The sequence below is a fragment of the Streptomyces sp. VNUA24 genome, from assembly GCF_029167005.1.
Taxonomy (GTDB): Bacteria; Actinomycetota; Actinomycetes; order Streptomycetales; family Streptomycetaceae; genus Streptomyces; species Streptomyces scabiei.
Window position 1 is genome coordinate 828,463 of the sequence record NZ_CP119143.1, and the last position, 14,946, is coordinate 843,408.

Consider the following 14,946-nt stretch of genomic DNA (forward strand, 5'->3'; position numbering starts at 1 on the left):
AGGGGGGTCACGACATACCGAGTTCGTTGTCGATGAACTCGAAGAGCTCGTCGTCGCTGGCCGTTTCCATCCGCTCCTCCAGGCGGTCCTGCGCCGCGCCGCCGGTTCCCGGGCGCAGCCTGCTGATCAGTTCTTCGAGTCGGCCGAGCAGTTCGGGCCCGGCCGTGCCGTTGTCCAGGGCGCCTTCCAGCAGGCCGAGTTCGGCCAGGCCCGCGGTGTCGGCGACGAGGTCGGGTCCGGCGCTCTCGGGGGCGAGTTCGACGGACAGTTGGCGGGCGATGGCCGCCGAGGTGGGGTGGTCAAACAGCAGGGTGGCGGGCAGCCTGAGGCCGGTGGCGGCGCCGAGCCGGTTGCGCAGTTCGACCGCGGTCAGCGAGTCGAAGCCCAGTTCCAGCAGGCCGCGTTCGGCGTCCACCGAGGCCGGGCCGGGGAAACCGAGCACCGTGGCGGCGTGCCCGCGCACCAGGTCGAGCAGGGTCCGTGCGCGCCGCTGCTCGGGCTGGCCGGCCAGGGTGCGGCGCAGGGTGTCGGCCGCGTCCGGGGCCGCCTCGCCGGCCGCCGCGCTCCGGCGGGCGGGCGTACGTACGAGTCCGCGCAGCAGCGCCGGGACGCCGCCGGTGCCGGACTGGGCGGCCAGGGCCCCGGTGTCCAGTCGCAGCGGCAGGACGACGGGTTCGCCGGTGGCGTTGGCCGAGTCGAACAGGGCCGCCCCCTCCGCCGGGGAGAAGGCGACGATGCCGCCGCGGGCGATGCGCCGGAAGTCGGCCTCGTCAAGACCTCCGCTCATGCCGCCCTTGTTCGCCCACAGGCCCCAGGCGAGCGACGCGGCGGGCAGGCCGTTCGCCCTGCGGTGGTGGGCCAGCGCGTCCAGGAAGGCGTTGGCCGCCGCGTAGTTGCCCTGGCCCATGCCGCCGAAGATCCCGGCGATGGAGGAGAACACCACGAACGCGGTCAGGTCCATGCCCTCGGTCAGCTCGTGGAGGTTCCAGGCCGCGTCGACCTTGGGCCGCAGGGCGGTGTCCAGCCGGGCCGGTGTCATCGCGTCCACGACCCCGTCGGCGATGGTCCCCGCCGCGTGCACGACGGCGGTCAGCGGGTGGGCCTCGGGCAGCGAACCGAGCAGCCGGGCCAGTGCCTCCCGGTCGGCGACGTCACAGGCCACCACCTCCGCGTGGGCGCCGAGGGCGGCGAGGCCGACGACCAGGTCGGCGGCGCCCTCGGCGGCGGGGCCCCGGCGGCTGGTGAGCAGCAGGCGCTTCACGCCGTGTTCGGCGGCCAGGTGCCGGGCGAGGACGGAGCCGATGGCGCCGGTGCCGCCGGTGATCAGGACCGTGCCGGGGCGTCCCCAGTCGGGTGTCCCGGGCTGTTCGGTGACGGGCACCTTGGCCAGCCGGGCGATGTGCGTCCGGCCCTTGCGCAGGGCGAGTTGGGGTTCGCCACTGGCGACGGCGGCGACGAGCGCGTCCTCGGAGGCGTCGTCGAGGTCGGCGAGGACGAAGCGGCCGGGGTTCTCGGTCTGCGTGGACCGCACCAGCCCCCACACGGCGGCGTGGGCCAGGTCCGGTGCGACGCCGTCGGCGCTCACCGGGACGCCGCCCCGGGTGACGAGCACCAGCTTGGCGTCGGCGAACGTGTCGTCGGCCAGCCACTCCCGTACGAGGGCGAGGACGTGCCCGGTGACGTGCCGTACCGCGGCGGGCTGCCCGAGTCCGGCCGGCGCGGCGGGGACGTGGGCGAGGACGACAGCGGGCGGCACGACTCCCCCGGCGCCTTCGGCGATCTCGCGGGACAGCGCTTCGAGGCCGGTGGCGGAGCGTGTGATGCCGTGGGCGGCCCAGTCGGGTGCCTCGGCGCCGATGACGGCCCAGCCGTCGGGGTCGGCGGCGGCCTGCCGGGACAGCGTGGGCCATTCGACGCGGTACAGGTCGTCGTGGTGTGCGGTCCGGGCGGCGCGTACCTGGTCGGGGTCGACCGGACGGAGCACCAGGGAGCGGATGGAGGCGACCGGCTGCCCGGCCGTGTCGGTGGCACGCACCGACACGGCGTTGTTGCCGGTGGGCGTCAGCCGGATGCGTACGGCGCGGGCTCCGGAGGCGTGCAGACGGATGCCGTTCCAGGAGAACGGCAGCCAGCCCTGGGTGGTGCCTTCGAGGACGCCGAAGATCAGCGCGTGCAGGGCGCTGTCGAGGAGCGCGGGGTGCAGCCCGAACTTCCCGGCCTCGGCCTGCTGTTCGGACGGCAGGCTCGCCTCCGCGTACACGTCGTCGCCGAGCCGCCACACCTCGCGCAGCCCCTGGAAGGCGGGCCCGTATCCGAAGCCGCCCTCCGCGAACCGCTCGTACAGCCCGTCGATCGGCACGGGCTGCGCGCCGGCCGGCGGCCAGGTCACGGAGCCGGCCGGTTCCGTCTCGTCGGCGGCGGGGACGAGCAGCCCCCGGGCGTGGCAGGTCCAGCCCATGTCGTCCGTGTCTCCCGGGCGGGTGTGGACGCTGAGCGGGCGGGCGCCGGTGGAGTCCGGGGCGCCGACGGTGAGCTGCAGTGCCACCGAGCCCTGGGCGGGGATCACCAGCGGGGTTTCCAGGGTGAGTTCCTCGACCTGGCCGCAGCCGACCTGGTCGCCGGCCCGGACCGCCAGTTCCAGCAGGGCGGTGGCGGGGAGCAGGGCGGTGCCGAAGACACCGTGGTCGGCCAGCCAGGGGTGGGTGCGTACGGAGAGCCTGCTGGTGAACAGGACTCCGTCGGTGTCGGCGAGCGGGACGGCGGCGCCGAGCAGCGGGTGGTCCGCCGGCAGGAGCCCGGCGGCGGCCATGCCGCCGGATGCCGCGGTGGCCTCCAGCCAGTACCGCTCGCGCTGGAAGGCGTAGGTGGGCAGCTCGACCCGGCCGCCCCTGCCGGTGGTTTCCAGGACCGTGGGCCAGTCGACGGCCGTGCCCCGGACGTACAGCTGGGCGAGGGCGTCGGTGAGGGCCCGGGTCTCGGTGCGGTCCTTGCGCAGCAGCGGCACGAGGGGGCCGGCGGCGGACGGGTCCACCGGGTCGTCGGAGCCGATGGGGTCGGCTTCGGCGAGGCAGTCGCGTCCCATGGCGGTCAGCGAGCCGTCGGGGCCGAGTTCGAGGTAGGTGACGGCGCCCTCGGCGGCGAGCCGCCGCATGCCGTCGTGGAAGCGGACCGCCTCACGGACGTGCCGCACCCAGTACTCGGGCGACATCAGCTGCTCGGGGGTGGCCAGTTCACCGGTGATGTCGGAGACCAGGGGGATGCGCGGCGCCCGGAGGTCCAGGCGTTCGGCGACCCGCCGGAACTCGTCGAGCATGCCGTCCATGTGCGGCGAGTGGAACGCGTGGCTGACGGTGAGCCGCCGGGCCTTGCCGCCGCGTGCGCGCCACCGTTCGGCGGCGTCCAGGACGGCGTCCTCGTCGCCGGAGACGACGACGGAGGCCGGGCCGTTGACGGCGGCCACCGCGACGCGGCCCTCGTGGGAGGCGAGCAGTTCGGTGGCCTCCTCCTCGGAGGCGGTCAGCGCGACCATGGCGCCGCCCTCGGGCAGGGCCTGCATCAGCCGGCCTCGGGCCGCGACCAGCGCGGCGGCGTCGGGGGCCGTGAGGACCCCGGCGACATGAGCGGCCGCCAGTTCGCCGATGGAGTGCCCGAACAGCAGGTCTGGTACCACGCCCCCGTGCTCGACCAGACGGAAGAGGGCGACCTCGACCGCGAAGAGCGCCGGCTGGGTGTACTCCGTGCGGTCCAGCAGGGCCGCCGCGTCGGAACCGGCCGGGGCGAAGACGACCTCGCGCAGCGGGCGATCCAGCAGCGGGTCCAGTTCGGCGCAGATCTCGTCGAAGGCGTCCGCGAACACGGGGTACCGGGCGTACAGTTCGGCGCCCATCTCGGCGCGCTGGCTGCCCTGTCCGGCGAAGAGGAAGGCGAGCTTCCCCGCCACGGCCGTGCCCTGGGTGACGCCGGACGCGCTTCCGCCGGTGGCGAGTGCCTTCAGGCCGCCGGTCAGCGCCTCGCGGCTGTCGCCCACGACGGCGCCCCGGTACTCGAAGGCGCTGCGGCCGGTGGCCAGGGTGTGCGCGATGTCCGCCGGACGCAGGCCGGGCCGGGCGTCGGTGTGCTCCAGCAGCCGCTGGGCCTGGGCTCGCAGCGCGGCTCGGCTGCGGGCCGACAGCAGCCACGGCAGGACGGTCCCCTCGTCGGCGGTGTCATCTCCGACCTCGTCCGCGCCGTCCAGGGCGTACTCGTCCGGTACGTGTTCCAGAATCGTGTGCGCGTTGGTGCCGCTCACGCCGAAGGACGAGATGCCGGCGCGGCGCGGGTGGCCGTTGTCCGGCCACGGGGTGTCCTCGGTGAGCAGCGACACGGCGCCCGCCGACCAGTCGACGAACGGGGTCGGCGCGTCGACGTGGAGGGTGCGCGGCAGGACTCCGTGCCGCATGGCCAGCACCATCTTCTGCAGGCCCGCGATACCGGCGGCGGCCTGGGCGTGTCCCATGTTGGACTTGAGGGAGCCGAGGAGCAGCGGCCGGTCGGCGGGCCGGTCCTGGCCGTACGTCGCCAGCAGGGCCTGCGCCTCGATCGGGTCGCCGAGCCGCGTGCCCGTGCCGTGCGCCTCGACCGCGTCGACGTCGGCGCTGTTCAGTCCCGCCGAGGCGAGGGCCTGCCGGATGACGCGCTGCTGGGAGGGTCCGTTGGGGGCGGTGAGACCGTTGCTGGCACCGTCCTGGTTGACGGCCGAGCCCCGGACCAGGGCGAGCACCGGGTGGCCGTTGCGGCGGGCGTCGGACAGCCGTTCCAGTACGACCATGCCGGCGCCCTCGGCCCAGGCGGTGCCGTCGGCGGCCTCGGCGAAGGGCTTGCAGCGGCCGTCGGCGGCGAGGCCCCGCTGCCTGCTGAACTCGACGAACGCGTCGGGGGTGGACATCACCGTGACACCGCCCGCGAGGGCGAGCGTGCACTCGCCGGAGCGCAGCGCCTGGGCCGCGAGGTGCACGGCGACCAGGGAGGACGAGCAGGCCGTGTCGACGGTGACCGCCGGGCCCTCCAGGCCGAAGGTGTAGGAGATGCGGCCGGAGGCGACGCTGCCCGCGCTGCCGATGCCGAGGTAGCCCTCGGTCTCCTCGGTGGGTTCCTGGACGCGGGAGCCGTAGTCGCGGTAGCTGGACCCGACGAAGACGCCGGCCCTGCTGCCCTTCAGCGACGCCGGGTCGATGCCGGCCCGTTCGAACGCCTCCCAGGAGATCTCCAGGAGCAGCCGCTGCTGCGGGTCGATCGCCAGCGCCTCACGCGGGGAGATCCCGAAGAACGCCGGGTCGAAGTGGTCGGCGTCGTGCAGGAATCCGCCCTCGCGGGCGTAGGTGCGGCCGATCTTCTCCGGGTCCGGGTCGTACAGCTCGTCGAGGTTCCAGCCGCGGCCGGTGGGGAACTCGGTGATGGCGTCGGCGCCCGAGGCCACCAGCCGCCACAGCTCCTCCGGGGTGGTGACACCGCCGGGGTAGCGGCAGCTCATCGAGACGACGGCGATGGCGTCGTCGTCGACGACCGGCAGGGCCGGCGAGTCGGGCACCACCGGGGCGGAGGTCGACACCGACGCTGTGCCGCCGAGTTCGGACCGTACGTGGTCCACCAGGGCGGTGACGGTGGGGTGGTCGAAGACCAGGGTGACCGACAGGCGCAATCCGGTGGCCTCGGAGAGGCGGTTGCGCAGGTCGACGGCGGTGAGCGAGTCGAAGCCGAGGTCCTTGAAGACGCGGTCGGGGTCGATGCCGGCGGGGTCGGGGTAGCCGAGGACGGCGGCGACCTCGGTGGCGACCAGACGGGTCAGTTCCTCCTGCCGCTCCTGTGCGGACAGGGCGGCGAGGCGGGCGGCGAGGGAGTCCGCCCCGGTGTCCTGCCCGTCGGCCCCGGCGGCGGGCAGGATGTCGCGGGCCTCGGGCAGGTCGCGCAGGACGGCGCTGGGCCGCAGCGCGGTGTAGGCGGGGGCGAACCGGTCCCAGGCGAAGTCACAGAGGATCAGCCTGTTCTCGCCCTGTTCCACGGCCTGTTCGAGGGCGGTGACGGCCAGCTCCGGGTCCATCGGCGGGATGCCGTTGCGGACGAGCTGTTCGCGGGCGGAGTTGGCGGCGCTGTCACCCGCCCACAGGCCCCAGGCCACGGCGGTGGCCGGAAGGCCGAGTGAACGCCGGTGCTCGGCGAGGGCGTCGAGGTAGGCGTTGGCGGCGGCGTAGCTGCCCTGGCCGGTGCCGCCGAGGGTGCCGGCGAGGGAGGAGAACAGGACGAACGCGGTCAGGTCCAGGTCGCGGGTGAGGGCGTCCAGGTTGCGGGCGGCGTCCATCTTGGGGCGCAGGACGCCGGCGGCCCGTTCGGGGGTGAGGGTGTCGAGGACGCCGTCGTCGAGGACGCCGGCGGCGTGCACGACGGCGCGCAGCGGGCGGTCGTCGGGGATGCCGGCGAGGAGGGCGGCGAGCGCGTCGCGGTCGGCGGCGTCGCAGGCGGCGATCCGTGCCTCGGCGCCCAGGTCGGCGAGTTCGGCGACGAGTTCGGCGGCGCCGGGGGTGTCGGGGCCCCGGCGGCCGGTGAGCAGCAGGTGCCGGGTGCCGGAGCGGGCGAGCCTGCGGGCGATGTGGGCGCCGAGGGCGCCGGTGCCGCCGGTGATCAGTACGGTGCCGTCGGGTTTCCAGGCGACCGGGGCCGTCTCGTCGCCGGGCAGGGCCCGTACGAGCCTGCGGCCGTAGATCCCCGAGGGCCGGATCGCGACCTGGTCCTCGCCGTCGAGGCCGGCCAGGACGGCGGCGAGCCGCCCGCCGGAGCGGTCGTCGAGGTCGGCCGGCAGGTCGACCAGTCCGGCCCAGCGTTCCGGGTACTCCACGCCGGCCACGGCGCCGAGTCCCCACAGGGTCGCCTGGGCGGGTGCGGTGAGGGCGTCGGAGCGTCCGACGGACACCGCGCCGCAGGTCGCGGACCACAGGGGGGCGTTGATGCCGGCGTCGCCGAGCGCCTGGAGGAGGGTGGTGGTGAGGGTGAGCCCGGTCGGCAGAGCGGTCCCGTCGGTGTACGGCTGCTCGGCGAGGGCGAGCAGGGAGAGCACGCCGCCGCTCGGGGCGGTCAGGGCGCCCAGCCGGGCGGCGAGCGCGGCCCGGTCGGTGTCGGCGGCGCCGATCTCGACCGCTACGGCCAGGGCGCCGTGCCGTTCGAGGGCCCGCAGCGCGCCCGTCACTACGGGGTGGTCGGCCGCGTCGGCGGGTACGACGACCCACCAGGCGCCGGTGAGGGCGGGGGTGCCGGGGGCGGGGTGCAGGGTCTTGTAGGTGACCCGGTAACGCCAGCCGTCGATGGCGCTGCGGCTGCGGCGGCCGCGCTGCCAGTCGGCGAGCGCGGGGAGGACTCCGCCCAGGGAGGTGCGGGCGCCGTCGTCCTCGTCGGGCAGGTTCAGCGCGGTGGCGACGGCGCTGAGGTCGTTCCGCTCGACGGCGTCCCAGAAGGCGGTGTCGCCGGGCCGGTCCGCGCCCGGGGCCCCGGTCGCGGCCTCGGCGGGCGTGGCGATGGGCTCCAGCCAGTACCGCTGCCGCTGGAAGGCGTAGGTGGGCAGTTCGACGGGTCGGGGGGCGACGCCCCCGAACACGGCGGACCAGTCCACCGGGACGCCGTGGACGTGCGGTGCGGCCAGGGCGGTCAGGAACCGGTCGGGGCCGCCGTCGTCGGTGAGGAGGGTGCCGGTGACCCGGCCGGTGACGTCCGCGGCCTCCAGGCTCCGTTCGATCCAGACGGTCAGCACCGGGTGCGGCCCGGTCTCGACGAAGGTGTCGTGGCCGTCCTCGATCAGCGCGGCGACGGTCCGGTGGAACTCGACGGGCTCGCGGAGGTTGCGGTACCAGTACTCGGTGTCCAGGGCCGTGGTGTCGAGGACGCCCCCGGTCACGGTGGAGTAGAAGGCGATGTCGGATCGGCGCGGCGTGATACCGGCGAGCGCGTCCAGCAGTTCCCCGCGCACCTCGTCCACCTGGGGCGAGTGTCCGGCGAAGGTGACGCCCGGGATCGTCCAGCGCATCACGCCGTCCTCGGACAGCCGCTCGCCGAACTCCTCCAGGGCCTCGGGGTCACCGGAGACGGTCACGGCGGCGGCCCCGTTGACGGCGGCGACGGACAGCTTCCCCGACCAGGGCGCGAGCCGTTCGCGTACCTCCTCGTCGGGGAGGGCGACGAAGAGCATCGCGCCCCGGTCGACGAGCGTGGTCAGGATCCGGCTGCGCAGGGCGACGATCCTGGCGCCGTCCTCCAGGGTCAGCGCCCCCGCCACGACGGCGGCGGCGATCTCGCCCTGGCTGTGCCCGACGACGGCCGAGGGCTCGACGCCGTACGACCGCCAGAGCGCGGCCAGCGACACCATCATGGAGAACAGCACCGGCTGGACCACGTCCACCCGGTCCAGCGGCGGGCTGCCGGGGGCGGCCCGCAGTACGTCCGTCAACGACCAGTCCAGGTACGGCGACAGGGCGCGCTCGCACGCGGCGATCCGTTCCGCGAAGACGGGCGCGGAGTCCAGCAGCCCGACCGCCATGCCGACCCACTGCGAGCCCTGGCCGGGGAAGACGAAGACGGTACGGCCCGGGGTGGTCGCGGTGCCGCGCACCACAGTGGGGTCGTTCTCTCCGGCGGCGAGCGCGGCCAGGCCGGTGAGCAGGGTGTCACGGTCGGTGCCGACGACGACGGCCCGGTGCTCGAACGCCGACCTGGTGGTGGCCAGCGCCCGGCCGACCTCGGCGGGCGGCAGCTGCGGACGGTCCGTCAGGCTGGTGTGCAGGCGCGCGGCCTGCTCGCGCAGGGCCTCCGGGGTGCGGGCCGAGAGCAGCCACGGGACGGCGGCACCGAGCGCGCTCCCGTCCGCCGGAGCACCGGACTCCTCGTCCTCGGACGGCTCCTCGATGATCACGTGGGCGTTGGTGCCGCTGAGACCGAAGGAGGAGACGCCGGCGCGGCGCGGGTGGCCGGCCCGGGCCCACGGCCGGGGCTCCGTCAGGAGTTCCACGGCGCCCGCGGACCAGTCGACGTTGGGGGTCGGCTCCTCGGCGTGCAGGGTGCGGGGCAGTTCCTCATGGCGCATCGCCTGGACCATCTTGATGATCCCGGCGACGCCCGCGGCGGCCTGGCTGTGCCCGATGTTGGACTTCAGCGAGCCGAGCAGCAGCGGCCGGTCCGCGGGGCGGTCCTGCCCGTACGTCGCGAGCAGCGCCTGCGCCTCGATCGGGTCACCGAGCCGGGTGCCCGTACCGTGTGCCTCGACGACGTCGACCTCGGCGGGGGCCAGGCCCGCGCCGGCCAGCGCGCTGCGGATGACCCGCTGCTGTGCCAGGCCGCTGGGGGCGGTCAGTCCGTTGCTGGCCCCGTCCTGGTTGACGGCCGAGCCCCGTACGAGGGCGAGCACACGGTGGCCGTTGCGGCGGGCGTCCGACAATCGCTCCAGGAGCAGCAGTCCGGCGCCTTCGGCCATGCCGAAGCCGTCGGCGTCGGCGCCGAAGGACTTGCAGCGGCCGTCCGCGGCGAGACCCCGCTGCCTGCTGAAGCCGGTGAAGGACAGCGGGGTGCCCATGACGGTCACACCGCCCGCCAGCGCCAGGGAGCACTCGCCGGAGCGCAGGGCCTGGGCCGCCAGGTGGACGGCGACCAGCGAGGACGAGCAGGCCGTGTCGACGGTGACCGCCGGCCCTTCGAGGCCGAGGGTGTAGGCGATCCGGCCGGACAGGATGCTGGTGGAGATACCGGCGATGAGGTGCCCCTCGACCTCCTCGGGTACGTCGCTCAGGCCGCCGTAGCCCTGGTAGGCGGCGCCGGCGAACACGCCGACCTGTCCGCCGCGCAGGGACGCGGGGTCGATGCCGGCCCGTTCCAGGGCCTCCCAGGAGGTCTCCAGGAGCAGCCGCTGCTGCGGGTCCATGGCCAGCGCCTCGCGCGGGGAGATCCCGAAGAAGGCGGGGTCGAACTGCCCGGCGTCGTAGAGGAATCCGCCTTCGGAGCTGTAGGTCGTACCGGGCCGGTCGGGGTCGGTGTCGTAGAGGCCGTCCAGGTCCCAGCCGCGGTCGGCGGGCAGTGCGGAGATGACGTCCCGGCCCTCGGCGACGAGCCGCCAGAGGTCGTCCGGGGTGCGGACGTCGCCGGGGTAGCGGCAGCTCATGCCGACGATGGCGATCGGGTCGTCGGCGTCGGCGGGCACATGGGCGGGCACGGCCGGCCCGGCCGGGGCGGCGGTGTCGGGGCCGAGCAGTTCCTCGCGCAGATGCCGGGCGAGCGCGTCGGCCGAGGCGTAGTCGAAGAGGACGGTGAGCGGGAGCCGCAGACCGGTGGCGGCGTTGAGCCGGTTGCGCATCTCCACGGCGGTCAGCGAGTCGAAGCCCAGTTCACGGAAGGCGCGTTCGGGGGCGATGGCGTCGGCGGAGCCGTGGCCGAGGACGGCGGCCGCGTGGGTGCGCACGAGGTCGGTGAGCAGGCGGTCGCGGTCGGCGGGGGGCAGGTCCGCGATGCGGTCGCGCAGCGAGGAGGCGGTGTCGTCGCCGTCCTGGCCGGGCGCGGTCTCCTCGGCGAGCGCGCGGCGGACCTCGGGCAGGTCGCCGATGAGCGGGCTGGGCCGGGCCGAGGTGAACACGGGCGCGAAGCGGTCCCAGTCGACGGCGGTGACGAGGACGACGGTCTCGTCGTCGGTGAGGACCTGCTGGAACGCGGTCAGCGCGACCTGAGGGGCCATGAACGGGATGCCACGGCCGCGCAGTTGCTCCTCGACGAGGTTGGCGGCCATGCCCGCGCCGCCCTCGGGGTCCCAGATGCCCCACACCACGGAGGTGGCGGTGCGGCCCCGGGCACGGCGGCGGTCGGCGAGCGCGTCGAGGTAGGCGTTGGCGGAGGCGTAGGCGCCGTGGTCGCCGCTGCCCCAGACGCCGGAGATGGAGGAGAACAGGACGAAGGAGTCCAGGTCGTCCCGGTCGAAGACGGCGTCGAGATTCTCGGCGCCCGCGACCTTGGCGTACAGGACGTCGGCGAACTCGTCGGGGTCGGTGTCGGCCAGCGGCACGAGCAGGCCCGTGCCGGCGGCGTGGATGACGGTGCTGATCCGGGTGCCGTCCTGTTCGATCCCGGCCACCAGTTCGGCGAGCCGGTCGCGGTCGGCGACGTCGCAGGCGGCGACGGTGACCCGGGTACCGAGCGCGGTCAGTTCGGCGGCCAGGTCGGCCGCGCCGGGGGTGTCCGCGCCCCGGCGGCCGACCAGGACGAGGTGCTCGGCACCGCCCTCGGCCAGCCAGCGCGCGAGGTGCGCGCCGACGCCGCCGGTGCCGCCGGTGACCAGGACCGTGCCGCGCGGCTGCCAGGCGTCCGCGCGGGCGGGGTCGGCGGGCCGGGCGCGGACCAGCCGCCGGCCGTACGCGCCGGAGGGGCGTACGGCGACCTGGTCCTCGTCGTCCCGGCCGGCCAGGATGCCGCACAGCCGGGCGGCGGCCCGCTCGTCGAGTGTGTCGGGCAGGTCGACCAGACCGCCCCAGCGCTGCGGGTGCTCCAGCGCGGCACACCGGCCGAGGCCCCAGACCATGTGCTGTCCGGGACTGGTCACCGCGTCGTCGCGGCCCGTGGTGACCGCTCCCCGGGTGGCGCACCAGAGCGGGGCGGTGACGCCGGAGTCGCCCAGGGCCTGCACGAGCGTCAGGGTGAGCGCGAGGCCCAGGGGAAGGTGGGGGTGGCCCGGGTGGGGGCGCTCGTCGAGGGCGACGAGGGAGAGGACACCGTGGACGGGGCCGGTGCTCGCCTCGGTCAGGTGCGCGGTCAGCGTGGCCCGGTCGGTGTGGGCCTCGGTCAGGACGACGGGCACGGGGACGGCGCCGGCCTCGCGCAGCGCCCGGACCACGGCGTCCCGTGCCGGGTCGCCCTCCGTGCCGTCGGTGACCGCCACCAGCCAGGTGCCGGTCGGGGCGGCGGCGGTGCGGCCGGCCGGGGAATCGTCGGCGAGGGGCCGCCAGTCGACCCGGTAGCGCCAGGAGTCCACGGTCGCGCGTTCGTCGCGCCGCCTGCGCCAGTCGGCCAGGGCGGGCAGGACGACGGTCAGCGGATCCTCGGGGCGGACGCCGAGCGTCGTGGTGAGCGCCGGGAGGTCCTGTCCGCCGACGCTCTCCCAGAAGGCGGCGTCCGCCGGGTCGCCGGCGGCGGTGTCCTCGGCGTCGGTCGAGGGCCGTTCCAGCCAGTACCTGCGCCGCTGGAAGGGGTAGGTAGGCAGGTCGACGGTGTCGCCCGGGTGCCCGGCGAGCAGGGTGTCCCAGTCCGGCGCGAGGCCGCCGGTGTGGGCCTCGGCGAGGGAGAGCAGGAACCGGTCCAGGCCGCCCTGGTCGCGGCGGAGGGTGCCGACGGCGACGGCGTCGGACTCCTCGGCCTCGGCGGTCTGGCTGATGCCCACGGTGAGCACCGGGTGGGCGCTGGACTCGACGAAGAAGCGGAAGCCCTGGGCGAGCAGGGTGCGGGTGGCCTCCTCGAACCGCACGGTCTGCCGCAGGTTGCGGTACCAGTACTCGGCGTCCAGCGCGCCGGGGGCCTGCCAGTTCAGGTCCACGGTGGAGAAGAACGGCACCCGGCCGGTCGTCGGCTCGATGTCCGCGAGGCACTCCAGGAGCCGTTCGCGGATCTCCTCGACGTGCGCGGAGTGGGAGGCGTAGTCGACGGGGATGCGGCGGGCCCGTACGTCCTCGGCCTGCAACTGGGCCACGATGCCGTCGATCGCCTCGGTGTCGCCCGACAGCACGGTGGCGGCCGGGCCGTTGGCGGCGGCGACGGACAGCCGGTCGCCCCACGGGCCGAGATGGCCGGCCAACTCCCCCGGCGCCAGCGGGACGGAGGCCATTCCCCCGCGTCCGGCGATGGCCGTGATGGCCCGGCTGCGCAGGGCGACGACCTTCGCGCCGTCCTCCAGGGACAACGCACCCGCCACGACGGCGGCGGCGATCTCGCCCTGGCTGTGGCCGAGCACGGCGTCCGGCTCGACACCGGCCGAGCGCCACAGCGCGGCCAGGGAGACCATGACGGCCCACAGCGCGGGCTGGACCACGTCGACGCGTTCCAGGTCCGTGGCGGAGGACAGGACGCCGGTGAGGGACCAGTCGACGTGCGGGGCGAGGGCGCGCTCGCAGGCGGCCATGCGGGCGGCGAACACCGGTGAGGTGTCGAGGAGTTCGAGGGCCATCCCGGTCCACTGGGTCCCCTGGCCGGGGAACACGAACACGGTCCGGCCGGCGGGTCCCGCGAGCCCTCGGACCACGTTGGCGGCCTCGGCGCCGGTCGCCAGCGCGGTGAGTCCCGTACGGAATCCCTCGGCGTCGCCCGCGACCACCACGGCGCGGTGTTCGAGCGGCGAGCGGCTGGTGGCGAGGGCGCGGGCGACGGCGCCCGGGCTCACGGCGTCCGCGTCGGCGAGGGCCAGCAGTTGGCGGGCCCGGTCGGCGAGGGCGTCCTCGCCACGGGCGGAGAGGACCCAGGGCACCAGCGGCAGGGGGGTGGCGGTTTCCGGGGCCTCCGGGGTCTCGGCGGACTCCGGTGCCTCCTCCAGGATCACGTGGGCGTTGGTGCCGCTCACGCCGAACCCGGAGACGGCGGCCCGGCGGGGGCGGTCGGGGTCGAAGGCCCACGGGCGTTCCTCCGTGAGGAGTTCGACCGCGCCCGCCGACCAGTCGACCTGCGGGGTCGGCGCGTCGACGTGCAGGGTCCGGGGCAGCACCTCGTGGCGCAGCGCCTGGACCATCTTGATGACGCCGCCCACACCGGCGGCGGCCGAGGTGTGCCCGATGTTCGACTTCAACGACCCCAGCCACAACGGCTCCGCGCGGTCCTGGCCGTACGTCGCGAGCAGCGCCTGTGCCTCGATCGGGTCACCGAGGCGGGTGCCCGTGCCGTGCGCCTCCACCGCGTCCACATCACCCGGCAGCAGCCGGGCGTCCGCCAGCGCCGCCCGGATGACCCGCTGCTGCGAAGGACCGTTCGGCGCCGTCAGACCGTTGCTCGCCCCGTCCTGGTTAACCGCGCTGCCCCGTACCACCGCCAGCACCCGGCGGCCGTGGCGGCGCGCGTCCGACAGCCGCTCCAGCAGCAGTACACCCACGCCCTCGGACCACGAGGTGCCGTCGGCGCCGGCCGCGAAAGCCTTGCAGCGGCCGTCGGGTGCCAGGGCGCGCTGGCGGCTGAACGCGACGAAGGGGTCGGGGTGCGGCATGACGGTGACACCGCACGCGAGGGCGAGGGAGCACTCGCCGGAGCGCAGCGCCCGTATCGCGAGATGCAGGGCGACCAGCGAGGACGAGCACGCGGTGTCGACCGTCACCGCCGGGCCCTCCAGGCCCAGGGTGTAGGAGATCCGGCCGGAGATCACACTGCCGGCGGTGCCGGTGTGGAGCAGGCCCTGGACGTCGGACCGGTCGCGGGAGCCGTCGCCGTAGCCGTTGGTCATGGCGCCGACGAAGACGCCGGTCGCGGTGCCCTTCAGGACGGCGGGGTCGATGCCCGCGCGTTCCAGCGTCTCCCAGGAGGTCTCCAGGAGCAGCCGCTGCTGCGGGTCGGTGGCGAGGGCCTCGCGCGGCGACATGCCGAAGAACGCGGCGTCGAACTCCCCCGCCCGGTGCAGGAATCCGCCGTGCCGGGTGTAGGAGGTGCCCGGCCGGTCGGGGTCGGGGTCGTAGAGGGCGGCCGTGTCCCAGCCCCGGTCGGACGGCCACTCGGAGATGGCGTCGGTGCCGGAGGAGACCATGTCCCACAGCTGTTCGGGGTCGTCGGCGCCACCGGGGTAGCGGCAGCTCATCGAGACGATCGCGATCGGCTCGTGCCTGGCGTCCTCCTCCTCGCGCAGTCGCTGACGCGCCTGCCCGAGGTCCGCGGTCGCCCGCCTGAGGTACTCAAGAAGCTTCTGTTCGTCCGGCATCTTCGCGGTGCTCC

At 75.2% G+C, this 14,946-nt stretch carries 1 protein-coding gene; it reads right to left on the minus strand.

What is annotated here, in order from left to right:
* Positions 1-7 precede the first annotated feature (7 nt).
* Positions 8-14,932, minus strand: a complete 14,925-nt coding sequence (locus tag PYR72_RS03260; protein WP_275453768.1) for a type I polyketide synthase — start codon at positions 14,930-14,932, stop codon at positions 8-10.
* Positions 14,933-14,946: the final 14 nt, after the last annotated feature.

What these genes read in the sequence shown, in the direction of transcription:
- PYR72_RS03260 (WP_275453768.1), bottom strand. Translation starts at nt 14,932, where the DNA reads ATGCCGGACGAACAGAAGCTTCTTGAGTACCTCAGGCGGGCGACCGCG.